Here is a 22,364-nt window from a genome sequence, read left to right as displayed (position 1 = left end):
CCAGCCCTGTTCACTAGCATGAACTCCGTACCCAGCGCCCGTCGCGCTTGAATCCTCGGAGAATCATCATGACCCGCATTACCTCTGTCAGCCTGGAACACGCCACCGACGCCACCCGCCCACTGCTGGAAGGCGTGCAGAAGAAAATCGGCTTCCTGCCCAACGTATTCCGGGTGCTGGCCCACGCCCCCGCCGTGCTGGCCTCTTACCTGCAAAACTCGGCCGCATTGGGCAAGACCTCGCTGAGCGCCACGGAGAAGGAGGCGATCTTCCTCGCCACCTCCCAGGTCAACGGTTGCGATTACTGCCTGGCGGCGCACACGCTGTTCGCCGGCAAGGCCGGGCTCTCCAGCCAGGAGATTCTCAGTGCCCGCGAAGGCCGGCTCGACGCCTACGCCCTGCTCGCCCGGCAAATCACCGAAAGCCGTGGCCACCTGGACAGCGAGCAGATCGCCGCCGCCCGCGCCGCCGGGATCAATGACGCGAAGATCATCGAAGTGATCGCCCACGTGGCCTCGCAGACGCTGACCAACTACCTGAACAACGCCGCCCTGACCGACATCGACTTTCCGGCCATCGACGCCTGATCAACTGCTTCCTGTAGGAGCTGCCGCAGGCTGCGATCGTTAGATCTTGCTTTTGAAAATCAAAAGATCTCAGCCTCGTTCCACTCGGCAGCTCCTACACGGGATGTTGGGCATAAACCCCGTTCTGGAGACTGAATATGACCACCGTAACCCTGTACACCACCGACACCTGCCCCTACTGCCGCAGTGCCAAATCGCTGCTGGCCGGCAAAGGCATCGCGATGCATGAAATCAACGTCCAGCGCGAGCCTGGCAAATTCGAGGAAATGCAAGACCGCAGCGGACGACGCAGCGTGCCGCAGATCTTCATCGGCGACACGCACATCGGCGGCTTCGACGACCTGGCCAAGCTCGATCGCCAGGGCGGGTTGATGTCGATGCTGGCCTGATGAAAGCGATGTCAGGCCTATCAATGCCGAATGTGCCGACGCCTTCGCGAGCAAGCCCGCTCCCACATCCGGCCGCGGTGAACATAGACACTATGTACACCGAAGTTCAGTGTGGGAGCGGGCTTGCTCGCGAAGCGGTGTGTCATACGACATCAATGTTGACTGCTCCACCGCTTTCGCGAGCAGGCTCGCTCCTACAAGTTGACGTTCATATCGGCTCAGGTATTGGTTTTCAGCTTGGTCCACAGGCGCGTGGTCAAGCGGGCGATGGACGCCGGCAGGTCCTCGACGGTGAACAATTTGTCCATCACCGTGGTCGGCGGGTAGATCGCCAGGTCCTGCTTCACCGCCGGCACCACATAGGCATCCGCTGCGCTGTTGGGGTTGGCGTAGTGGATGCTGTTGCTGATGTTGGCAATCACTTGCGGCTGCAACAGGTAGTTCATGTAGGTGTAGCCGTTCTTCTCGTGGGGGGCACTCCTGGGCATCACCACCATGTCAAACCACAGGGTCGAGCCTTCGTCCGGGATCGAGTAGGCAATGTCGATCCCGTTCTTCGCTTCCCTGGCGCTGGCCGCCGCCTGCACGATGTCGCCGTTGAAGCCGATCACCGCGCAGACGTTGCCGTTGGCCAGGTCGCTGATGTACTTGGAGGCATGGAAATACTGCACGTACGGGCGGATCTTCAGCAGCGCCTGCTCGGCTTTCTTGTAGTCCGCCGGCTCGTGGCTGTGGGGCGGCAGTCCCAGGTAATTCAGGGTGATCGGCAGGACCTGGGTCGGGTTGTCGATGATCGCCACGCCGCATTCGCTGAGCTTCTTGATGTTGGCTTCGTCGAAAAACAGCTTCCAGGAATGGGTGACGTCGGTGTTGCCGAAAATCGCCTTGATCTTCTCGACGTTGTAGCCGATGCCGGCGGTGCCCCACATGTAGGGATAGCCGTACTGGTTGCCGGGGTCGTTGACTTCCAGTTTTTTCATCAGCACCGGGTCGAGGTTTTTCCAGTCCGGCAACTGGCTTTTGTCGAGCTTCTGGATCGCCCCGGCCTTGATCAGGCGTGACAGGAAATGGTTCGACGGACTGACCACGTCGTAGCCGGTGTTGCCGGTCATCAGTTTCGACTCCAGCACTTCGTTGCTGTCGTGGATGTCGTAGGTGGCCTTGATCCCGGTTTCCCGGGTGAAAGTGGGCAAGGTGTCATCGGCGATGTAGCCGTTCCAGTTGGAAATGTTCACGGTTTCGTCAGCGTAGGCCGCCGCGCAACAGGTCGAGAGAAGAGCCGCCAGGGAAACTGTTTTGACACGCATGTTCGATCACCTTCGTATTGAAGTGCTTTTGTTTTATTTGAAAGGCTGTGTTCTAGATTTCGGTTCTGGCCCGGGCCGTCTCGATGCGCATGCGCAGCATGGCACCGATGTCGAGCAAAGGCTTGGGCGGCAACCAGCCGGGCTGGGCGCGCTCCATGACCGATTGCAGCAGCGTCGAGCCAACCCCCGAAGCCAGTTCGGCGAGCAACCGCCCCCACAACGTGCCCCGCGCCACACCCGAGCCATTGCAGCCAGCCACGGCAAACACGCCCTCCTCGACCTTGGCGAAGTACGCCTGCCCGGAACGTGAAGCGCTGAGGTGGCCGGTCCAGGTGTACTGGATGTCGTGCTCGCCCAGCATCGGAAAACGCCGCTGCAAACCGAGCACATGGTGTTGGCGGCGGATGGCCAGTTCGGCGAGGGACAAGTCCCGGGAGCGGTATTCAGCCGTGTTGCGGATCATCACCCGACGGTCCGGGGTCAGGCGCACCGTGGCCCCCAGCGGCCGGGTCGACAGCACGCCCCAGGGCTCGGGCGCACCGATGGCCTGAAACTCTTCGTCGCTGAGCGGGCGCGTGAGACTGGCGCTGAGTTCCATGGGAAAGGTGCCGCTGTCGCTGATGCCGGAGCGGGAGACGAAGGCGTTCAGGCAGACCAGCACCTGCTTCGCTTCGATGCAGCCATGGCGGCCGGTGGCGCGAATCCGCCCGTCGGCCAGGCGCTGCAGGCCGGTGATCTCGGTGTTTTCAAACAGCGTGACCTTGTCCGGCAAGGCATTGAGCAAGCCCTTCACGTACTTCGCCGGTTGCAGCAAGGCGTTGCCATTGCCGCACCAGATCGCCGCCTGGTAATGCCGGGTGCCCAGCTTCCGGATCAGCTGCTCACCTTGCAGGAATTGCCCGCTGGCACCGACGGCGCGCAGCGTCTGCAGCTTGGCTTCGACATCGGTCAACTTGCGCCAATCGCTGACGGCAAAGAAGTAGCCCGACTCGCGAAAATCGCATTCGATGCCATGCCGGGCAATGCGCTTGCGCACCTCGTCGCTGGCGGCGCGGGAAATCGAGGTGTCCACCTGGAAGCCGGCGAACCCGGCGTTGCCTTGCAGTTCAGCGGTGGCCGGATGTTCGTGGGCCACCACAAAACCGGAGTTACGCGCCGAGGCGCCTTGCGCGGCACGTTGTCGGTCGACCACCACGATCCGTGCCTGGGGATGCAGGTCGGCCAGCGAGTGGGCGGCACACAGCCCGGTGATGCCGGCGCCGATTACCAGCCAGTCGGCCTGTTGCGTGCCGCTCAAGGCATCGCGCACCGGAGAATCCCCGGCCTGCGCAATCCAGCCACATTTGTTTTCCATGCATCACCTCTTCGACGTTCGTTGCGCAACCGTCAACGCCTATGCTCACATCGCATGAATGCTTGGAGATGACGGCGGCCATGACTAGAATCTAAAGGCTCTTCCCGTCCGCAACCAACGTTATTATCGCATCCAGGTATTCGAAAAACGCATGGATAAAATTCGTCACGTACCCTCGCTCCAGGGCTTGCAGGCGCTGGTCGAAGTGGCCGGTTCGGGCAGCTTCACCCAGGCGGCGCAGACCCTGTGCCTGACCCAGAGCGCGGTGAGCCGCAAAATCCAGCAGCTGGAAAGTCACTTCGGTGTGGCGATGTTCGTGCGCAGCAGCCGCAGCCTGCGCCTGACGCCCGAAGGCGAACAGGTGCTGGCCAGCGCGCGCGCTATCCTGGAACAGCTGAAAACCCTGGAAGAGCGCATCGCCCCGCAGAAACGTCCGTTCCGCATTCGCATGCACGTATCGCTGGCGGTGCGTTGGCTGTTGCCGAAGCTGAGCGACTTCTACCGCCACCACCCGGATGTTTCACTGGCCATTGAAACCGTGGCCACGGAAGTGGTGGAACCGGCCAGCGACAGCGACGCCTACATCCTGTACCTTCCAGAACCGTCCGCTGCCGCCGATTGCCTGACCCTGTTCGAGGAAGCACTGGTGCCGGTGTGCGCGCCCGGCCTGCCACTGGCGTCCCTGGAAGACCTGGCACGCTATGCCTTGCTGCATCGCTCGGCGGATCGCAATGACTGGAAACACTGGCTGTCCGCCAACGACGGCCCGCCGCTGGAAGCGTTCCGGCACATCCCTTTCAACCTTGACGAACTGGCCCTGGATGCGGCGGCACGGGGATTGGGGGTGGCGATGACTGACATGACCCTGGCGGGCGAATCGATTGAACGCGGCGTACTGCACATCCCGTTCGGCGAGCCGTTGAAGACCCGGGGCATCTACGCGCTGTGCCTGCAACCTTCGGCGGCGGCGCATCCGGCGTGCGAGTGGGTGATGCAGTGGTTTGCCGGGCAGGCTACGACGCCCCCGTCACCTGTGGGAGCGGGCTTGCTCGCGAAGACGTCGGCCCATTGAACATGGATGTGACTGACACACCGTCTTCGCGAGCAAGCCCGCTCCCACAGGGGCGTTGCGCGTAATCGCGGCACTCAATCATCCTCATGCAACTTGATCCCCCGCGCGTGCAGCAGATGCGGCACCACCAGCACCAGCATCGTCAGGGCCATGAAAAACGCCGAGATGGGTTGCGTGAGGAAGATCGTCCAGTCGCCCTCACTGATCGACAGGGCGTTGCGCAGTTGTTTCTCGGCCATCGGCCCCAGCAGCATGCCGACGATTACCGGCGCCACCGGGAAGTCGAAGCGGCGCATCAACACCCCGGCCCAACCGATCGCCAGCATCAGCAACAGGTCGAAGGAAGAATGGCGCATGCCGTACACGCCGATGGTCGCAAACACCAGGATGCCGGCGTTCAGGTATGGCCGGGGGATTTGCAGCAACTTGACCCACAGCCCCACCAACGGCAGGTTCAGCACCAGCAGGATGACGTTGCCGATGTACAGCGAGGCCACCAGGGTCCAGACCAGCTCGGCGGAGGTTTCGAACAGCAACGGCCCCGGTTGCAGGTTGTAGTTCTGGAACGCCGCCAACAGAATCGCCGCCGTGGCCGAGGTCGGTATGCCCAGGGTCAGCAACGGCACCAATGACCCGGTCGCGCTGGCATTGTTGGCCGCTTCCGGGCCGGCGACGCCTTCGATGGCGCCCTCGCCCTTATTGGCGGAAAACTCCTTGGGGTATTTGCTCAGCTTGCGTTCGGTGGAATAGGACAAAAACGTCGGGATTTCCGCGCCACCGGCCGGAATCGAACCGAACGGAAAGCCGATCAGCGTGCCCCGCAGCCAGGCGGGCACCGAGCGTTTCCAGTCGGCGCGGGTCATCCACAACGAGGTCAGGCGGTGCCGGCCTTCTGCCTGCTCGTTTTGATAGAGCAGGCTGTACAGCGCCTCCCCGACCGCAAACAGGCCGACCGCCACCAGCACCACTTCAATGCCGTCCACCAGTTCGGGAACGCCCAGGGTGTAGCGGGCAATTCCCGAGGTCGAGTCCAGGCCGATCATGCCGATGGTCAGCCCGATCCCCAGCGACGCAAAACCGCGCAACATGGACGCGCCGAGCACCGCCGACACCGTGGTGAAGGACAACACCAGGATCGCGAAGTACTCCGCCGGGCCGAAATTGAGCGCCAGCCGGGCCACGACCGGGGCGAACAGGGTCAGCAAAATCGTCGCGATGGTGCCCGCCACAAACGAGCCGATGGCGGCCGTGGCCAAGGCAGGGCCGGCGCGTCCGTTGCGCGCCATCAGGTTGCCTTCCAGGGCCGTGACCATGGACGACGACTCGCCCGGCGTGTTGAGCAGGATCGAGGTGGTGGAGCCGCCGAACTGCGCGCCGTAGTAGATACCGGCGAACATGATCAGTGCCCCGGTCGGGTCGACCTTGGCGGTGATCGGCAGCAACAGGGCCACCGTCAGCGCCGGCCCGATGCCGGGCAACACGCCGATGGCGGTGCCCAGCAGGCAGCCAATGAACCCCCACATCAGGTTGATCGGCGTCAGCGCCGAAGAGAACCCCATCATCAGGCTTGCGAGAATGTCCACGCAGTCGATCTCCTTGGGCCCGGATCAAATCCAGGTGTTGACCAGCGGCGGCAGGGAAACCCCAAGCCCGGCGTTGAACAGCCAGTAAATCGGCAGGGTCAGGGCAATGCCGATGGCCAGGTCGCGCAACGGATGACGACTGCCAAAACCCCTGGCCGAACAGGCGAACAGCAACGCAGCGGCCAGCACGAAGCCGATCAGGTTGATCAACAAGGCCACGCCCACCAGCCCGCCCGTCACCCAGGCCGCGCCGGACTTGCCGCCAGCCATCACCCCGTTGCCGTTGTCGAGTTCGCGAAAACCGCCGGTCAGCGCCTGATAACTCAGCAGCAGGCCGACCACGGCGAGGAACCCGGCGACCACACAGGGATAAACGTAGGCCGGCAGAATCACGAAGCCCATTTCCGCAGGAAAGCGGTACGCCCCCACGGCCAGCACGACGCTGAGGGCGATCAGGCCAAGGCCGATCGCCAGTTGCGTCGGCACGATTGCGCGCGCCCCGGCCATCTCAAAGCAGCCCGACCTTGACCAGCATCGCCCGCAAGCGCACGTGTTCCTCGTCGACGAACTTGCCGAAGTCATCACCGGTCAGCACGCTCTCGGTCCAGGCATTGGTCTTGATGTTGTCTTGCCAGACTTTGCTTTTGCTCGCCGCCACGACCGCGTCGGTCACTTCTTTACGCTGCTCGGCGGTGAGGCCGGCGGCGCCGTAGACACCCCGCCAGTTACCGATGACCACGTCGTAGCCGCTTTCCTTGAGCGTCGGGGCGTCGATCCCCGGGACACGCTCGGGCGCGCCGATAGCCAGCACGCGGATCTGGCCATTCTTGATGTATTGGCCCAGCTCGGCGTAGCCACCGGTCAGCACCTTGATCTGCCCGCCCAGGGTCTGGGCGACGATTTCGCCCCCACCACCGGTGGCGATGTAATTCACCTTGTTGACCGGGACATCCAGCTTGCCGGCCAGTTCGGCGATGCCGATGTGGTCGATCGAGCCCTTGGAACCGCCGCCAAAGGTGACGCTGGTTGGCTTGGCCTTGAAGTCCTTGACCAGGTCATCGAGGGTCTTGTACGGCGAGTCCTTGCGCACGGCGATCACGTTGTATTCGGTGAACAGCCGGGCAATCGGCGTCACATCCTTCAGGGTGATTTGCGGTTTGTTCTGTTCGATACCGGCGACCATGATCGCACCGACCACCAGCAATGCATTCGGGTCGCCCTTGGTGCTGTTGGCGAATTGCGCCAGCCCCAGCGTTCCGCCCGCGCCGCCCTTGTTTTCAAAGGTGACGGCTTTGGCCACGCTGGCTTCGATCAGGGCTTTGCCCAACACCCGTGCGGTCTGGTCATAACCGCCGCCCACGGAACCGGGGGCCATGAATTTGACGGTATCCAGCGCGAGCACGGGGGTGGTCAGTACGGCTGCGACGAGGCCAACGGCCAGGCAACGACTCAAGCGGAGGGTTAAAGCGGACATGGCGTATCTCCCTGTTCCATTGTTTTTATGGGTGCCGATTGCCGGTTGATCAGGGGCCAGCCCTGCTCAATGACCATCGGCCTGCGGATAAGCGTAGGCCATGGTTGGGTTTATTGAAGGGGTTTCAACGCAAGGCCTGGCGGTGCGGCATGGGGCCTGCGTCACAGATGGAAACATTTCATTGGTCCGGCGGTTTCAGGCGGCGAAATGCGCCGACTATCCTGAAAAACATCGGCAAAGACTGGAAAAGGAGCGTCTGTCATGAACGTCATGCTCAAGAGTCTGGGTGTGTCATTGTTGCTGGTTGCGACGGCGGCCTTTGCTCATCATGGCTGGAGCGAATACGACTCCAGCAAGCCGTTGAACCTGAGCGGCACCATCGAAGCATCCGGTTACTCCCACCCCCACGGATTCGTCAACCTGAAAACCGCGGACAAGACCTGGAACGTGGTGCTCGCGCCCCCGTCGCGCATGGAAAATCGCGGCCTGACGAAGGCAATGCTGGCGGTGGGCACCCAGGCGACCGTGGTCGGCTACGCCAACCGCAACAAACCGGAGGAAATGCGCGCCGAACGCATCACGATCGGCGATAAAACCGTCGAGCTACGCTGATGCCGGCCGCGCCGAACTGGATGGACTGGCTCAACGACTCGTCGCTCGGTGCCGCCATGCGCGGGGAGTTGTGGTTGTACCCGCTGGTGGAGGTGATGCACATCGTAGGCTTTACGATACTGGTCGGTGCGGTGGTGATGTTCGACCTGCGAGTGCTCGGCCTGTCCCGCAACCTCCAGGTCACCGCCCTCGCCCGCCACCTGCTGAGCTGGGCCATCGCCGCCCTGCTGTTGATCGTGCCGGCGGGGCTGATGATGTTCACCGCCCACCCCCACGATTTCGCCTCCAACGACATCTTCCTGCTCAAACTGTGCCTGATCGCCACGGCAGGCCTGAATGCCGTGCTGTTCCACCTGGGCGTGTACCGCTCCGTCACAGCCTGGAACACCGACACCCCGGCGCCTGGCGTGGCCAAATTGCAGGCGTTTTTTTCGATTGTGATCTGGGTCAGCGTGATTCTGTGCGGGCGATTGCTGGCGTACACCTGAGCAGGCAGCGCCCCCGCCCCGCCCTGTAGGAGCGAGCCTGCTCGCGATGGACGCCCAAGCAACGCAACCATTCAGACAGAGCGCGTTATCGTTGACGTCCATCGCGAGCATGCTCGCTCCTACAGAGGCACGTGTACATCCGGGAAAGCAGGCCGGCTGTCAGGCCGCCTTCGCGAGCAGGCTCGCTCCCACCGTGAGTTCATTCCCACAGTGAATCAGGCACCACCGCCCTTCATTACAAACTTGTCACCAAGTTGTCAGCGTACCCACCCCCCTCGCTCCCTACAGTGGCCCCGTCAGTCACCCACACCGGGTGACACGCCTCCCACTGATGAAGACAAGGGTCGACACCATGAAACCATTGAGCAAACTCTGCCTGATCGCCGCCAGCCTGTTGATGCTGGGCACCGGTTCGGCCATGGCCGCTTCCACGACGGCTCCGGTCCAGGCCAACAACGTCGTGCTGGTGCACGGTTCCTGGGCCGATGGCTCCAGCTGGTCGGACGTGATCGCCCGTTTGCAGGCCGCCGGCCTGCACGTCACCGCCGTGCAAAACCCGCTCACGTCAGTGGCCGACGACGTGGCCGCCACCCAGCGGGTGCTCGATCAGCAGGACGGCCCGACCGTGCTGGTCGGCCACTCCTACGCCGGCACCGTGGTCAGTGAAGCCGGGGTCAATCCGAAGGTCAGCTCGCTGGTGTACGTCGCCGCGCGCGCGCCGGATGCCGGGGAGGACTTCGTCGCTCTCTCGGCCAAATACCCGACCATGCCCGTGCGCACCGGCACCGAAGAACATGACGGCTTCGTCAGCCTCAAGCAGGACGCGTTCCTCAAGTACTTCGCCAGTGATGTGCCCCACGACAGGGCGATGCAGCTGTTCGCCGTGCAGCAACCGATCGCCAAGACCCTGTTCACCGACCGCACCACCGCGGCCGCCTGGCACACCAAGCCGTCCTGGTACGCGGTCTCGAGCCAGGACCAGACCATCAACCCGGACCTGGAACGCTTCCTGGCCAAGCGCATGGGCGCGACCACCATCGAGCTGCCGTCCAGCCACCTGTCGCTGATCTCGCACTCCAAAGAGATCGCTGACCTGATCCTCGCCGCCGCCGGTCGCCAGCCGTAATCCGCCCCCCTTTCATTACAGCTTTGTAATGAAGTTGTTGGTCGGCTGTCCGGGTCGCCTGGTTAACCTGAACTCACTGCCAGGCCCCCTGCCGACAGCCCCAAACCCTTGAAAAGAGAGACTCATCATGAAAATGTTTATCCTCGGTTTTGCCGCCCTCCTCGCCACCGGCACCGCGTTTGCCGACACCCAGGCCTCCGCACCGGTCATCCACGACAAGGACGCAGCCTTCGTCCACCTCGACGTGGCCAAAGTCGTGGGCGAAACCGACATCTCGCAACAATGCGGCATCGTCCCCGCACATCTGAACTACCTCGACCACCAGGGCCGCCAGCATGAGCTGGACTATCTGGTCCAGGGCAGCGGCTGCACCAACGATCATTGATCGTCATCCCTGCTTGCCGACGGATGATCGGGCTACACTGGCGGCACCGGGTTGCCGCTGTAGCCCGCCTGCGCAAACCTGAACATTGCTGACCCCACACCTGGCAGATCCCCATGAACATTCTCGTCGTCGAAGATGAACCCAAGGCCGGCAATTACCTGCTCAACGGCTTGCAGGAACTCGGCTACACCGTGAGCCTGGCCCGCGATGGCGTCGACGGTTTGCACCTGGCCCTGGAACACGACTTCGATGTGATCGTACTGGACGTGATGATGCCGAAAATGGACGGCTGGGAAGTCCTGCGCCGCCTGCGCAAGGAGGCCGACACCCCGGTGCTGTTCCTCACCGCCCGCGATGACATCGCCGACCGCATCAAGGGCCTGGAACTGGGCGCCGACGACTACCTGATCAAGCCGTTTTCCTTCGCCGAACTGGTGGCGCGCCTGCGCACCCTGACGCGCCGTGGCCCGACCCGGGAAGAAGAACAGTTGCAGATCGAAGACCTGCAGATTGATGTGCTCAAGCGCCGCGTCATCCGTGCCGGCACGCGCATCACCCTGACCAACAAAGAGTTCGCCCTGCTGCAGCTGTTCGCCACGCATCAGGGACAAGTGCTGTCGCGCTCGATGATCGCGTCGCGGGTCTGGGACATGAATTTCGACAGCGACACCAACGTGGTGGATGTCGCGGTACGGCGCCTGCGGCTGAAAATCGACGACCCGTTCCCGCTCAAGCTGATCCACAGCGTGCGCGGGATCGGCTATCGCTTCGACACGCAACCATGAATGCCCGCCCCGGATTGCGCCACTCCCTGACGCTGCGCCTGGCGCTGGTCTTCGCCTTCCTCGCGTTCGTCTCGCTGACGGCGCTCGGCGTGGCGCTGTACCGCGACCTGGAGCGCGAATTGATCCGCCGTGACGATGCGGCCCTGGTGACGCGCATCGATCAACTGCGCACCTTCCTCAACGACAGCAACACCCTGGAACTGATCCGCAGCAAACCGGCGCTGTTCCAGAACATGCTCGGTAACCGCGAAGCGCTGCTGAGCATCGGCGTACCTGGACAGCCGCCATTGCTGGTGGTCAACCCGGGCAACCTCCACATGCCGGCCCTGGCGCCCATGCCCATGAACCAGCCGCTGACCCTTGGCAACGTGCAGCACTTGCCCAACATCGACGGCGTCCCCTTTTCCGCGTTGGCGGCCATTATCGAGTCCGATGACCAGGGCAGTCTCGAAGTGGTCACCGGGCGCCTGATGACCGAGCGCACCGCCGTGCTCGCCAGCTACCGCCTCAACATCTACCTGTTCGCCAGCGTGGCGGCGATCCTGCTGGCGTTGTCCGGCTATGTCCTGGTCGATCGCGGCCTGTTACCGGTGCGGCGCCTGGCCCGGCATGCCCAGGGCATCGGCGTCGGCAACCTCAATGACCGCCTCGACAGCCAGGATGCGCCGCGCGAATTGCTGCCGATGATCGACGCCTTCAACGCCATGCTCGACCGCCTCGGCAAGGGTTTCGTGCAACTGGGCCAGGTGTCGACCGACATGGCCCATGAACTGCGCACGCCAATCAATAACCTGCTCGGTGAAACCCAGGTCGCCTTGCAGCAGAACCGCAGCACCGAAGCCTATCAACAGTTGCTGGCGTCCAACGTCGAGGAACTGGAACGCCTGGCACGCATGCTCGACAACATGCTGTTCCTGGCCCGCACCGACCCGGCCAGCGCCCTGCGCCAACGCCAGGAACTGGACGCCGCCGAGGAAATGCAACGCATGGCCGACTACTTCGAGGGGCTCGCGGCGGACGCCGGGATACGCATCGACGCCAACGGCCGCGGGCTGATCTGGGCCGAACCGATGCTGCTGCGCCGGGCCATGGCCAACCTGTGTGCCAATGCGATCAAATACGGTGCGCCCGACTCCGAGCTGCAGATCCACGCCACCCCGGCAGCCGACGGTATCCGCCTGCAGGTCCGCAACCAGGGCCCGACCATTCCCGCCGAACACCTGCCCAGGCTCTTCGAACGCTTCTACCGCGTGGACCAGTCCCGCGAACGCTCGGCGCAATCCAATGGCCTGGGCCTGTCGATCGTGGCGACGATCATGCAGTTGCACAACGGTGCGTACAGCGTCAGCAGTGCCGAAGGGGTGACCTGCTTCGAGCTGTTTTTTCCTGCACGCCGAGCGGGGGAATAACGGCCAGATCAAAAGATCGCAGCCTTCGGCAGCTCCTACAGGAGACCGCATTCCAATGTAGGCGCTGCCGAAGGCTGCGATCTTTTGATCCTCCACCACAGGGTCACCCGACCAATAAACCCTCGATATCGCGAGTCATGACCTAACCTCATAGGCTGGGTGACTCACAACCTGTCGGGCATGCCTATGCGCACTGCATTGAAATGGATGATGGTCCTGGTTCTCGCGATGTGCGGGCCGAGCGGCGCCCTGCTGTCGGCGGCGTCGGACGCCACTGCCGTCAATGCAACGGCCGCCTCCGCCAACATTTCCGACAGCGATCTGCAGGCGCTGCAACTTCGGCTCAACAGCCTCAAGCAACAGGTGTCCCAGGCCAGCAATTACAGTCAGCTGGAAGGCCCGCAGGACCTGGTCCAGGCGCTGATCCGGGAACTCGATCAACTGTCGGCGCTGCTGTTGCCCGAACAGACGCAATTGCAGTCGCAACTGGGCGTGCTGGGCCCGGCACCGCTGGACGACGCCGCCCAGGAAAAGACCGACATTGCCCGGCAAAGGGTGGTGTTCACCGAGCAAAAAAACCGCGTCGACAACCTGCTCAAGACCCTGGCGACGCTCAAAGCCAGCGCCGCCGAACTGCTGACGCAGATTGCCGTCATCCGCCGCAGCCTGCTGGAAACCGAAGTGACCCAGCAGACCCACAGCATCCTCAACCCCTGGTTCTGGGCGCCCATCTTCAATCCGCCCGCGGACGACCGGCGACGCCTGGGTGAATTTCTGCAACAAGTGGGTGCGTCACTCGACGCCGCCTGGCAACCGGGCCAGCGCCTCAACACCAGCACCTTGCTGATACTGGCCGTGGCCCTCTGGTTTGCCGGCCGTCGACTGGCCGAACACGGGCTGACGTGGCTGTGCATTCATCGCATGCCTGAAGGCCGGCTGCGGCGCAGTTCCCTCGCGCTGGCCTCGGTGCTTGCCACGGTGCTGGCGGCGGGATTTGCCTTGCAGCTGCTGTTTTACGCCCTGACCCGCCAACTGCCGTTGACGCCGCAACTGGCGGGGTTTTCCCAGGATTTCGAAAAGATCGTTTACACCTGCGTGCTGATCACCGGCCTGAGCCGTGCATTGCTGTCCACCCAACATCCTTCCTGGCGGCTGCCGGCCATTGCCGACCCGGTGGCCCTGGCGATCAAACCCTTCCCCGTTCGCCTGGCCTGGGTGCTGCTGATTCTGGTGGCGGTGGCGCAGATGACCAATGTCACCGGCATGAGCACCGAGGTCGTGATCGCGGTCCGGGGCTTCGTTGCCCTGGTCGTATCGGGGATGATCGGTGCGCTGCTGTTGCGCGTCAGCAGCACCCGCCGCGCCCTGGTGGCGGCCGGCGCAGACCCGGAAGCGGGCCGCACGCTGGCCGGGGTGATCTATGCCTTTGCCAGCATCGCCGTGGTGTTTTCACTGCTGGCCTTGCTGATCGGCTACATATCGCTGTCGCGCTTCATCACCTACGAACTGGTCTGGCTGTTCATCATTTTTTCCGGCTTCTACCTGCTGATCCAGATCCTGAAGGACGGCTGCGAATACCTGTTTTCACCCCGGCATTCCACTGGCAAGGCCCTCAAACAGTTGCTGGGCATAGGCGATGCGCGACTGGAGCAGATCTCCATCGTCCTGTCCGGGGTCGGCCGGGCCGCGCTGGTGCTGATCGCGTTCATCTCGCTGGTGGTGGGCGGGGTGGGGTCGACCCTCGGACAACTGGCGACCAATACCCTGGCGATACTCGGCGGCGACGGGCTGCGCAAGCTCAACATTGTCCCGGGCAACCTGCTGCATGCGGTGCTGGCACTGTTTATCGGCATCTACCTGACCCGCGCGTTGCGTCGCTGGCTGGATAACGAATTCCTGCCAAAAACCGAAATGGACCCCGGCATGTGTGCCTCCCTCAGCACATTGTTCTCCAACATCGGCTACGCGCTGGTGTTCCTGCTCACGCTGTCGTCGCTGGGGGTGCAATGGACCAACCTGGCCTGGATCGTCAGCGCCCTGTCGGTGGGGATCGGCTTCGGCCTGCAGGAGATCGTCAAGAACTTCGTCTCGGGGTTGATCCTGCTGACCGAACGCCCGGTGAAAGTCGGCGACCTGATCAGCATCAGCGGGGTCGAGGGCGACATCCGCCGGATCAATGTACGGGCCACGGAAATCCAGTTGGCCGACCGCTCGATCGTCATCGTGCCCAACTCGCAACTGATCTCGCAGAACCTGCGCAACGTCACCCTCGGCGGCAGCGCCCAAGGGGTGGCGACACTGGAACTGATGTTCCCGCTGGACATCGACCCCGAGCAGGTGCGCAACCTGTTGTTCGACACCTACACCGAGCACGAATCCATCCTCGATAAACCGGCGCCGTTCGTGCGCTTCAGCCAGCTGAAACCCGAAGGCATCACCCTGACCATCACCGGTTACGTCAGCAGCCCGCGCAACGTCGGGGCGATCAAGAGCGAGCTGCTGTTTGAAATTCTCAAGCGGTTGGGGGCGGCCGGGATTGAACTGGCGAAACCGCCGCCCGCGGCGTGATGCAAATCCCGCGAAGGCAACGCGAACAAATGTGGGAGCGGGCTTGCTCGCGAAGGCGGTGGAAGCGTCAACGCTCATGTCGACTGTCCCACCGCTTTCGCGAGCAAGCCCGCTCCCACAACCCCGGAGGCGCTAGCGATTCATCAATGCGCGATGCACACCGACTTCAGCTCGGTGTACGCCTCGATCACCGCACGCCCGAACTCTCGCCCCATGCCCGATTGCTTGACGCCACCGAACGGCATCGCCGGGTCGAGCAGCACGTGGGCGTTGACCCACACGGTGCCGGCTTCGATGCGTGGCACCAGGTTCATGGCTTTGCCCAGGTCGTTGGTCCACAGGCTGGCGGCCAGGCCGTAGCGGTTGTCGTTGGCCAGGGCGATCACGGCGTCTTCGTCATCGAACGGCATCACGCCCAGCACCGGACCGAACACTTCTTCACGGGCCACGGCCATGCTGTGGTCGATGTCGGCCAGGATCGTCGGCTGGACGAAGAAGCCGTCGCCTTCCAGCAACTCGCCACCGGCCACCACCCGCGCGCCTTCGTGGCGAGCCAGTTCAATGTGCTTGAGTACGCTCTGCTGTTGCTTGCGCGACACCAGCGGGTTGATCGCCGCGTCGCAATTCATGCCGGCGCCGATCGGCATGGCCGACACCGCCGCCGCCAGGGCTTCGACGAACTGGTCATGGATCGAGCGGTGCACGTAGAAGCGCGACGCCGCCGCACAGACCTGGCCGTTGTTCAGCAGGCCGCCGAGGATCGCGCCTTGCACGGCCTTCTCGATGTCGGCATCGGCGAGCACGATCATCGGGTTCTTGCCGCCCAGTTCCAGGGAGAAGCGCGTCATGTTTTCCATGCACGCGACGCCGACGCTCTTGCCCACGGCGGTGGAACCGGTGAACGACACTTTGCTCACCAGCGGATGCGAGGTCAGCACGCCGCCCACGGAGGCGCCGCCACCGGTAACGACGTTGAACACGCCGGCCGGAATGCCGGCTTCCAGCGCCAGTTCAGCCAGGCGCATGGCGGTCAACGGGGTTTCCATCGCCGGCTTGATGATCACCGTGCAACCGGTGGCCAGCGCCGGCATCAGCTTCCAGGCGGCGATCAGCAGCGGGAAGTTCCACGGCACGATGCCGACCACCACGCCGACCGGTTCACGCTTGGTGAACGCGGTGAACCTGGCGCCTGGCGGCAGCGGGATCGACACGTCGAAGGTCTGGCCTTCGATCTTGGTCGCCCAGCCGGACATGTAGCGCATGAACTCCACGGTGGCGTTCAGATCCAGCGCGCGGGCCATGTTGATCGACTTGCCCTGGCTCAGGGTTTCCAGCTGCGCCAGCTCTTCGGCGTGCGCTTCCACCAGGCGGGTGAAGTTGAGCAGGATGCGTTCGCGGTCAGCCGGACGCAGCGCCGACCAGACACCGGACTTGAAGGCCTTGTGCGAGGACTGCACTGCTTGTTCGACGATTTCCAGCGGCGCGTCCAGGGTTTCGCACAGGGTCTGCCCGGTGGCCGGGTTGACCACGGCAATGCGCTCGCCTTCGGCAAACACCCACTGGCCATCGATAAAGCAGCCATGACGGCGTTCGAGGAATGCAGCCACCTGCGGCAGGATTTCAACGTTGCTCATAAATCACCTTCATTCAAATGTGGGAGCGAGCCTGCTCGCGAAAGCGCCCTTAAAGGCGGTGCAAGACTCAAGGCAAGCCAGCTCCAGCAGGGTTCGATAGCCAGGTATCCGGCCGCTTAGTGTTGTTCTTTGAGGTAGCACACGACCGCCTGGCGATCGTCGGCCGAAGCCAGGCCCATGTACGGCATGTAAGTGCCCGGCACGTACGCCTGGGGTTGGGTGATCAGTTGCTCGATGTTCTCGGCCTGCCAGTCGATGTTTTTGGTGCGCATGGCCTGGGAGTAGTTGAAGCCTTCCAGCGAGCCGGACTTGCGCCCGACCACACCCGCCAGGTTCGGCCCCATCATCCCGGCCATGCCCTTGCTCACCGAGTGGCAGACGCCGCACTCATTGGCGAACACTTCGGCGCCCCGCTTCTCGACGGGTGCGCAATCGGCAGCCGACACGGCCTGGGCCAGGGTGAAAGACATCAAGCCGATGAGGGACAAACGCAGGGCGGTAAACATAAGAAGCGACCTTGAAAATCCACGCGCCCGTCACGCAGACGAACGCCAACACAGAAAGCGCCGGGACCTTGAAGCCCCGGCAGGTTGAAAAGGATTGTCGGTGGTCGGTGAAAAGCAGGGTTTGCGCTGCGTGCCAGTTGTGTTGGCGGTTCTGCCAAAACGCTGGAGTACGCTTTCGCAACGCCCTGTAGGAGCGAGCCTGCTCGCGATGGACGTCAACGATGACGCGCCCTGCCTGGATGATCGCGTTGCCCGGGCGTTTTTCGCGAGCAGGGCTCGCGCCTACAGGTCATCTTCAGTGTGTGAAATCAAACCGTAAAACAATAAAACCTCTTCGACTTCAGCACTTGATAGCTTTGAGTTTCCCAGCTCATTAATTGCCGACAACAGCGGTGAGCCCCGTTCCCTTGATATCTCGCACTTTGAAACCACGAAACCATCAACTGGAAGATTGAGTATCTCGAATGTGTATGGATATAACTTCATGACAGTCCTTTCCATGACTGTTCTGCTCAATACCAGAACAACCATGCCGAATGGGCATTGAATCCCTGCCAACAGCCCTGCAACCTTCGGCTCCAGGCGGGCAAGCACTGATTTCCAACTCTTCGTCGTAGTTGAAAAAGCTGTCACGCAAAAAATCATTCGTCATGGCCGAATCCCCGTCGATTAGAAAAGCCGTCACAACTATGGTTATTATTTTTCGCACAAAGTTACAAGTAGGCATTCTTTTGAACGTAGGACACTTCACTCAACATCAATAGATAGTTCTCACAAGAAAACAGGAAGTGCTATTCACCCAAAAGCGTGAGCCAGGTTACTTGTCGAACCAGGCAACGGTGGGAAGCAGTAAGAACTTTCCTTCGTCGTCAAGAAAACCCTTTGTCCTGACCGACGTTCCTCTCAATAAAAAACGACGAACGGTAATCACAACAGCGCCACCATTCCCCTGTAGGAGCTGCCGAAGGCTGCGATCTTTTGATCTTGATCTTCAGGATCGTCAGACGCCAAAAGATCGCAGCCTTCGGCAGCTCCTACGAAGAGCACAGTCCGACAAACCTTCGTGCCATCACCCTGCCATGCAATCTGGCATGCACAACCAACTAATTGGCAAACAGGCAAAAGGCCGAAAAAACCTCCGCCCTTAGTATCTAAAAAGACCGCAACCCTGCGCCTAAGAACAAGAACGGATGTCATGCCATGCTCAAGTCCCCCTTGCTGCGACTTTCCACGCTCGCGCTGATGATCAGTGCCGGACCTGCCTGCGCCTACGAACTGTACTCAGACAGCGACACGCACCTGAACGCCACCCTGGAAGCGGTTTTCGGCATTTTCCACAGCCAGGAAAACTACGCCCTGTCGGGTCGTCTCGATGAAGGTTCGTCGTCGTGGCGCGAGGGTTACATCAAGTACGGCCTGGCTTTCGACAAGGGCCTGGCCGGTGTCGGCACCGCTTACGGCGCGGCGAACATGCTCAGTTCCGGCACCTGGGGCGACGGCGATGCGGCCGGGTTCAGCGACGGTTCGGAACGCACCACCAAGTTTGAAGATGCGTACCTCGGCTGGCGCTCGGCCGACCTGTTCCCGGTACTGGGCAGCGATGGCATTGATCTGTCGTTCGGCCGCCAGAACATTTTGATCGGTGACGGTTTCCTGATTAATGGCGACGCACTGAACCTGGGCAAAGGTATTGCCGACGGCGAATTCAATCGCGGCGGCGCCTACTGGCTGGCCGCGCGCAAGGCCTTCGACGAGACCGCCGTGTTGCGCATCGGCGGCAAGGAAGGCTGGCGTGGCGACCTGATGTGGCTCAAATCCAACAACCGCGCCCAGGCCAAGACCGAAATGTATGTCGGCACCCTGGAGCACGTGTCGGACGCCGGCACCGTCGGCCTGACCTACATCGACACCACCGACATCGACGAGCAATACGCCTCGCCGATCCAGCTCGAACGCGACGGCATGAAGACCTACAGCCTGCGCGCCACCGGCAATGCCGGGGTCAAGGACCTGTTCCTCTCCGGCGAATACGCCAAGCAGGACAAACCTCACACCTCCAGTGAAGACGCCTGGTACCTGGAAGCCGGCTGGACCTTCTCCGACGTGGCCTGGGCCCCCTATGTCAGCTACCGCTACAGCCGTTTCTCGGAAAACTACGACACGTTGTTCTACGGTTTCAGCCGTGGCTTCGGTACGTGGTTCCAGGGCGAAGTGGCGGGTAACTACGCCGGTCCGTTCAACTCCAACTCGCGGATCCAGCAACTCAAGTTCAGCGTCTCGCCACTGGAAAACCTGACCCTGGGTGCGATGTACTTCAACTTCGACACCATCGACCGCAACCTGGGCAATACCGACGGCCACGAAACCGACCTGTACGCCGAATGGCACGTCAACGACCACCTGAGCATCATGCCGCTGATCGGCCTGTTCCAGCCGGACAAGAGCGCCGACCAGGGCGGCACGCAGTTGGGCAACAACGACAAGAACCTCTACAGCCAGGTGATTTTCGCCACGACCTTCTAAGCCAAACACCATCCCCTGTAGGAGCGAGCATGCTCGCGAAAAACGTCAAGGCAACGCGGGCATTCAGACCGCCCGCGTTATCGTTAACGTCCATCGCGAGCATGCTCGCTCCTACAGAGGGCGGGTTTGTTTCCAGGAAAAAGGCATTTCCCATGCAGAAAAAATTCCTCACGATCCAGAGCAAGATCGCCCTGCTCGCCGGCCTCTGCCTGCTGCTGGTGGTCGGGCTGCTGATGAGTCTGTCGCTGTACCAGACGCACAAAAGCAGCCAGCAAGTGGCCGAGGCCAGCAGCGAAATGCTCGCCGAGGCGGCCAAGGAACACATGCAGGCCTTGGGCAAGGTGCAGGCTATGCAGGTGCAGCGCACCTTCATGCAGACCCATGAATTCGGCCAGGGGCTGTCGCGATACTTACTTTATCTGCGGCAACTCCAGCACCAGGGGACGCTGACCCGCCCACAACTGCGCCAGGCGCTGAGTACCCAGCTTCACCAGGCCCTGATCGACAAGCCCGACCTGCTCGGGCTTTACGTCATTTTTGAACCCGACGCTCTGGACGGTGCCGACTCAGGCTTCGTCGACAAGGCCGATCTTGGCAGCAACGAAACCGGACGCTTCTCGCAATACTGGGTGCAGGGCAAGCCCGGCGAACTGCAAGCGGTGATCGGCGACGAAGGCCTGCTCGCCAATACCGAGCCGGGACCGAGCGGCGCGCCGTACAACGCCTTCTACACCTGCGCCCGCGACACCCGCCAGGCCTGCGTGCTGGAGCCCTACTTCGACGAGGCGTCGGGCAGCCGCAAACTGGTGACCAGCGTCGCCTTCCCGCTGCTGGAAAACGGCAAGGTCATCGCCGTGGTCGGCCTCGACATCAACCTCGCCGCCCTGCAAAAAAACAGCGAGGCCAGTGCCCTGCAATTGTTCGACGGCCACGGCCAGATCAGCATCGTCAGCCCCCGGGGCGTGATCTCCGCCAATAGCCAGGACGTCAGCCTCCTCGGCCAACCGATGGACAATGCCGAGGTGATGGACGCGCTACGCCAGGGCCAACCGAAGGTGTTCGTCGACCCGCAACAGATCAAGGTCCTCGAACCGCTGGCACCGATTGCCGGCGCGGCGCCTTGGGGGGTGCTGGTGGGCGTGCCGCAAGAGGTACTGCTGGCACCGGTCATCACCCTGCAAAAAGACCTCGATGCGCGGGGGGTACAAAGCACTGCGCTGGAGTTGCTGCTCGGTGGCGGCTCGGCCCTGCTCGGCCTGCTGTTGATCTGGTACACCGCGCAGCGCATCACCCGGCCGCTGCAAGTGCTGACGCGGGTCATGGAGGATATTTCCCTCGGCGAAGGCGACCTGACGCGGCGCCTGCAAGTGCAGTCGCGGGATGAAATCGGCCAGTTGGCGACGGCGTTCAACCGCTTTGTCGAACGCATTCATCAGTCGATGCGCGAGGTGTCGTCGGCGGCGCTCGGCGTCAACCAGGGCGCACGCCGCGTGCTGGACGCCTCCAACTCGTCGCTGAGCAATTTCGACGATCAATCGACCCGCACCAACAGCGTGGCGGCCGCGATCAATCAACTGGGCGCCGCCGCCCAGGAAATCGCCCATAACGCCTCCGACGCCTCCCATCAGGCGTCCAGCGCCCGGCAGCAGGCCGAGGACGGGCGCCAGGTGGTGCAGCGCACAATCGAAGTGATGAACGAACTGTCGGGAAAAATCAGGACATCGTGCGCCAACATCGAAGTGCTCAACGACAAGACCGTGAACATCGGGCAGATCCTCGAAGTGATCAAGGGCATCTCCCAGCAGACCAACCTGCTGGCGCTCAATGCCGCCATCGAAGCGGCCCGCGCCGGTGAAGCCGGACGCGGTTTTGCCGTGGTGGCCGACGAGGTGCGCAGCCTGGCCGGACGCACTCAAACCTCGGCGCTGGAGATCCAGCAGATGATCGAGGAGCTGCAAGTGGGCGCCCGCGACTCGGTCACCACCATGACCGAAAGCCAGCAGCACAGCGAAGAAAGCGTCAGCATCGCCAACCTCGCCGGCACCCGCCTGGGCAGCGTCACCCAGCGCATTGGCGAGATCGACAACGTCAACCAGTCGGTGGCCGCCGCCACCGAGGAACAGACCGCCGTGGTCGAAGCGCTCAATGTCGACATCACCCAAATCAATACCCTCAACCAGCAAGGCGTGGAAAACCTGCAATCGACCTTGCGCGCCTGCACCGAGCTGGAGCAACAGGCGGCGCGGTTGAATCAGTTGGTGGGGAGTTTCCGCATTTAAAATTGATGTTGCCTTAACTTCCGTTTTCGCGGGCAAACCCGCTGCCACAGTGATCACTGGCGTTCACAAATGCGGTGTTCACGGGAGATCCACTGTGGGAGCGGGCTTGCTCGCGAAGACGGAGTGTCAGTCGATAAAAATATCGGATGTGCCGGCCCCTTCGCGAGCAAGCCCGCTCCCACATTTGTTCGGCGCCGGATGCAAAATTCTGGCATCCACAACCAAGCACCTGGCATGCACGCAAACATGCCGCGCCTTCCCCCGCGCGTAGTATCGAAGCGCA

The 22,364-nt window shown here is 62.4% G+C and carries 21 protein-coding genes and 1 pseudogene; 13 read left to right on the top strand and 9 right to left on the bottom strand.

Going from position 1 to position 22,364, the window contains the following annotated elements:
* Positions 1 to 68 precede the first annotated feature (68 nt).
* Together F8N66_RS18015 and grxC are read left to right on the top strand one after the other, a co-directional pair.
* A complete protein-coding gene (locus F8N66_RS18015) occupies positions 69 to 587 on the top strand; it encodes a carboxymuconolactone decarboxylase family protein (protein ID WP_150771459.1) in 519 nt (172 codons plus the stop codon).
* A gap of 137 nt (positions 588 to 724) precedes the next feature.
* Positions 725 to 976 carry a glutaredoxin 3 gene (gene grxC / locus F8N66_RS18010; RefSeq protein WP_150771458.1) on the top strand — a complete coding sequence of 84 codons (252 nt, stop codon included), beginning with the start codon at positions 725 to 727 and terminating at the stop codon, positions 974 to 976.
* Between the two features lie 218 nt (positions 977 to 1,194).
* Here grxC and F8N66_RS18005 read toward each other — a convergent pair whose 3' ends face one another.
* Both F8N66_RS18005 and F8N66_RS18000 read right to left on the bottom strand, forming a co-directional pair.
* Positions 1,195 to 2,283, bottom strand: coding sequence for a polyamine ABC transporter substrate-binding protein (locus tag F8N66_RS18005; protein ID WP_150771457.1), 1,089 nt, complete (start codon positions 2,281 to 2,283; stop codon positions 1,195 to 1,197).
* Positions 2,284 to 2,335: 52 nt separating this feature from the next.
* Positions 2,336 to 3,637: an NAD(P)/FAD-dependent oxidoreductase gene (locus tag F8N66_RS18000; RefSeq protein WP_150771456.1), complete on the bottom strand. Its 1,302-nt coding sequence runs from the start codon at positions 3,635 to 3,637 to the stop codon at positions 2,336 to 2,338.
* 151 nt (positions 3,638 to 3,788) lie between these two features.
* Here F8N66_RS18000 and F8N66_RS17995 point away from each other — a divergent pair, with 151 nt between their 5' ends.
* Positions 3,789 to 4,709, top strand: a complete 921-nt coding sequence (locus F8N66_RS17995) for a LysR substrate-binding domain-containing protein (RefSeq protein ID WP_150771455.1) — start codon at positions 3,789 to 3,791, stop codon at positions 4,707 to 4,709.
* A 74-nt stretch (positions 4,710 to 4,783) separates the two neighbouring features.
* On the opposite strand, the gene F8N66_RS17990 is transcribed toward F8N66_RS17995, so the two are convergent.
* From F8N66_RS17990 to F8N66_RS17980, 3 genes are read right to left on the bottom strand one after another with little or no spacing between them, the layout of a single operon-like run.
* Positions 4,784 to 6,292 carry a tripartite tricarboxylate transporter permease gene (locus F8N66_RS17990; RefSeq protein WP_150771454.1) on the bottom strand — a complete coding sequence of 503 codons (1,509 nt, stop codon included), beginning with the start codon at positions 6,290 to 6,292 and terminating at the stop codon, positions 4,784 to 4,786.
* A gap of 24 nt (positions 6,293 to 6,316) precedes the next feature.
* The gene (locus F8N66_RS17985; protein WP_150771453.1) at positions 6,317 to 6,799 is read right to left on the bottom strand and encodes a tripartite tricarboxylate transporter TctB family protein; all 483 of its coding nucleotides are present in this window, start codon (positions 6,797 to 6,799) and stop codon (positions 6,317 to 6,319) included.
* Position 6,800: 1 nt separating this feature from the next.
* Positions 6,801 to 7,766, bottom strand: a complete 966-nt coding sequence (locus F8N66_RS17980; RefSeq protein WP_150771452.1) for a tripartite tricarboxylate transporter substrate binding protein — start codon at positions 7,764 to 7,766, stop codon at positions 6,801 to 6,803.
* Between the two features lie 261 nt (positions 7,767 to 8,027).
* On the opposite strand from F8N66_RS17980, the gene F8N66_RS17975 reads away from it, so the two are divergent.
* The 7 genes from F8N66_RS17975 (at position 8,028) to F8N66_RS17945 (ending at position 15,139) form a co-directional block, all read left to right on the top strand.
* Positions 8,028 to 8,378, top strand: coding sequence for a DUF6152 family protein (locus tag F8N66_RS17975; protein WP_150771451.1), 351 nt, complete (start codon positions 8,028 to 8,030; stop codon positions 8,376 to 8,378).
* The gene (locus F8N66_RS17970; protein ID WP_150771450.1) at positions 8,378 to 8,866 is read left to right on the top strand and encodes a DUF6644 family protein; all 489 of its coding nucleotides are present in this window, start codon (positions 8,378 to 8,380) and stop codon (positions 8,864 to 8,866) included. The genes F8N66_RS17975 and F8N66_RS17970 overlap by 1 nt, the downstream gene beginning before the upstream one ends.
* Positions 8,867 to 9,218: 352 nt before the next feature.
* Complete coding sequence (locus F8N66_RS17965; RefSeq protein ID WP_150771449.1) at positions 9,219 to 9,992, top strand: alpha/beta hydrolase; 774 nt, start codon at positions 9,219 to 9,221, stop codon at positions 9,990 to 9,992.
* A gap of 127 nt (positions 9,993 to 10,119) precedes the next feature.
* Positions 10,120 to 10,377, top strand: a complete 258-nt coding sequence (locus F8N66_RS17960) for a DUF2790 domain-containing protein (RefSeq protein ID WP_150771448.1) — start codon at positions 10,120 to 10,122, stop codon at positions 10,375 to 10,377.
* Between the two features lie 113 nt (positions 10,378 to 10,490).
* Positions 10,491 to 11,162 (top strand): heavy metal response regulator transcription factor, encoded by a 672-nt coding sequence (locus F8N66_RS17955; RefSeq protein WP_150771447.1) that lies wholly within the window; start codon positions 10,491 to 10,493, stop codon positions 11,160 to 11,162.
* Positions 11,159 to 12,571 carry a heavy metal sensor histidine kinase gene (locus F8N66_RS17950; RefSeq protein ID WP_150771446.1) on the top strand — a complete coding sequence of 471 codons (1,413 nt, stop codon included), beginning with the start codon at positions 11,159 to 11,161 and terminating at the stop codon, positions 12,569 to 12,571. Before F8N66_RS17955 ends, F8N66_RS17950 begins: the two co-directional genes overlap by 4 nt.
* 186 nt (positions 12,572 to 12,757) lie before the next feature.
* On the top strand, positions 12,758 to 15,139 hold the full coding sequence (locus F8N66_RS17945) for a DUF3772 domain-containing protein (protein WP_150771445.1): 2,382 nt from the start codon (positions 12,758 to 12,760) through the stop codon (positions 15,137 to 15,139).
* Between the two features lie 143 nt (positions 15,140 to 15,282).
* On the opposite strand, the gene F8N66_RS17940 is transcribed toward F8N66_RS17945, so the two are convergent.
* The 4 genes from F8N66_RS17940 to F8N66_RS17925 form a co-directional block, all read right to left on the bottom strand.
* Entirely contained in the window at positions 15,283 to 16,773 is a 1,491-nt protein-coding gene (locus tag F8N66_RS17940; protein WP_150771444.1) for an aldehyde dehydrogenase family protein, read from the bottom strand.
* A 116-nt stretch (positions 16,774 to 16,889) separates the two neighbouring features.
* Complete coding sequence (locus F8N66_RS17935; protein ID WP_150771443.1) at positions 16,890 to 17,279, bottom strand: c-type cytochrome; 390 nt, start codon at positions 17,277 to 17,279, stop codon at positions 16,890 to 16,892.
* Between the two features lie 282 nt (positions 17,280 to 17,561).
* Positions 17,562 to 17,912, bottom strand: a complete 351-nt coding sequence (locus F8N66_RS31515; RefSeq protein ID WP_191623017.1) for a hypothetical protein — start codon at positions 17,910 to 17,912, stop codon at positions 17,562 to 17,564.
* A gap of 294 nt (positions 17,913 to 18,206) precedes the next feature.
* Positions 18,207 to 18,476 carry a hypothetical protein gene (locus F8N66_RS17925; protein WP_150771441.1) on the bottom strand — a complete coding sequence of 90 codons (270 nt, stop codon included), beginning with the start codon at positions 18,474 to 18,476 and terminating at the stop codon, positions 18,207 to 18,209.
* A 3-nt stretch (positions 18,477 to 18,479) separates the two neighbouring features.
* Between F8N66_RS17925 and F8N66_RS17920 the strand changes: the two genes are divergently transcribed.
* The 3 genes and pseudogenes from F8N66_RS17920 to F8N66_RS32140 all read left to right on the top strand — a co-directional run bounded on the left by F8N66_RS17920 (position 18,480) and on the right by F8N66_RS32140 (position 22,081).
* On the top strand, positions 18,480 to 19,802 hold the full coding sequence (locus F8N66_RS17920) for a hypothetical protein (RefSeq protein ID WP_150771440.1): 1,323 nt from the start codon (positions 18,480 to 18,482) through the stop codon (positions 19,800 to 19,802).
* A 29-nt stretch (positions 19,803 to 19,831) separates the two neighbouring features.
* Positions 19,832 to 21,226: pseudogene (locus tag F8N66_RS32145) on the top strand (HAMP domain-containing protein); the annotation flags it as partial.
* Between the two features lie 15 nt (positions 21,227 to 21,241).
* A complete protein-coding gene (locus F8N66_RS32140) occupies positions 21,242 to 22,081 on the top strand; it encodes a methyl-accepting chemotaxis protein (protein WP_412070741.1) in 840 nt (279 codons plus the stop codon).
* Positions 22,082 to 22,364 lie beyond the last annotated feature (283 nt).

The sequence above is a fragment of the Pseudomonas fluorescens genome, from assembly GCF_902498195.1.
In the GTDB taxonomy this organism is placed as follows: domain Bacteria; phylum Pseudomonadota; class Gammaproteobacteria; order Pseudomonadales; family Pseudomonadaceae; genus Aquipseudomonas; species Aquipseudomonas fluorescens_BU.
The sequence above is the reverse complement of the archived record's forward strand: the minus strand, read 5'-3'. Positions and strand labels throughout refer to the sequence as shown.

Bases quoted from the DNA above. Each gene is read 5' to 3' on its own strand.
- F8N66_RS18015 (WP_150771459.1), top strand. From the start codon at position 69: ATGACCCGCATTACCTCTGTCAGCCTGGAACACGCCACCGACGCCACC.
- grxC (WP_150771458.1), top strand. From the start codon at position 725: ATGACCACCGTAACCCTGTACACCACCGACACCTGCCCCTACTGCCGC.
- F8N66_RS18005 (WP_150771457.1), bottom strand. From the start codon at position 2,283: ATGCGTGTCAAAACAGTTTCCCTGGCGGCTCTTCTCTCGACCTGTTGC.
- F8N66_RS18000 (WP_150771456.1), bottom strand. From the start codon at position 3,637: ATGGAAAACAAATGTGGCTGGATTGCGCAGGCCGGGGATTCTCCGGTG.
- F8N66_RS17995 (WP_150771455.1), top strand. From the start codon at position 3,789: ATGGATAAAATTCGTCACGTACCCTCGCTCCAGGGCTTGCAGGCGCTG.
- F8N66_RS17985 (WP_150771453.1), bottom strand. From the start codon at position 6,799: ATGGCCGGGGCGCGCGCAATCGTGCCGACGCAACTGGCGATCGGCCTT.
- F8N66_RS17980 (WP_150771452.1), bottom strand. From the start codon at position 7,766: ATGTCCGCTTTAACCCTCCGCTTGAGTCGTTGCCTGGCCGTTGGCCTC.
- F8N66_RS17975 (WP_150771451.1), top strand. From the start codon at position 8,028: ATGAACGTCATGCTCAAGAGTCTGGGTGTGTCATTGTTGCTGGTTGCG.
- F8N66_RS17970 (WP_150771450.1), top strand. From the start codon at position 8,378: ATGCCGGCCGCGCCGAACTGGATGGACTGGCTCAACGACTCGTCGCTC.
- F8N66_RS17965 (WP_150771449.1), top strand. From the start codon at position 9,219: ATGAAACCATTGAGCAAACTCTGCCTGATCGCCGCCAGCCTGTTGATG.
- F8N66_RS17960 (WP_150771448.1), top strand. From the start codon at position 10,120: ATGAAAATGTTTATCCTCGGTTTTGCCGCCCTCCTCGCCACCGGCACC.
- F8N66_RS17955 (WP_150771447.1), top strand. From the start codon at position 10,491: ATGAACATTCTCGTCGTCGAAGATGAACCCAAGGCCGGCAATTACCTG.
- F8N66_RS17950 (WP_150771446.1), top strand. From the start codon at position 11,159: ATGAATGCCCGCCCCGGATTGCGCCACTCCCTGACGCTGCGCCTGGCG.
- F8N66_RS17945 (WP_150771445.1), top strand. From the start codon at position 12,758: ATGCGCACTGCATTGAAATGGATGATGGTCCTGGTTCTCGCGATGTGC.
- F8N66_RS17940 (WP_150771444.1), bottom strand. From the start codon at position 16,773: ATGAGCAACGTTGAAATCCTGCCGCAGGTGGCTGCATTCCTCGAACGC.
- F8N66_RS17935 (WP_150771443.1), bottom strand. From the start codon at position 17,279: ATGTTTACCGCCCTGCGTTTGTCCCTCATCGGCTTGATGTCTTTCACC.
- F8N66_RS17925 (WP_150771441.1), bottom strand. From the start codon at position 18,476: ATGACATCCGTTCTTGTTCTTAGGCGCAGGGTTGCGGTCTTTTTAGAT.
- F8N66_RS17920 (WP_150771440.1), top strand. From the start codon at position 18,480: ATGCTCAAGTCCCCCTTGCTGCGACTTTCCACGCTCGCGCTGATGATC.
- F8N66_RS32140 (WP_412070741.1), top strand. From the start codon at position 21,242: ATGCGCGAGGTGTCGTCGGCGGCGCTCGGCGTCAACCAGGGCGCACGC.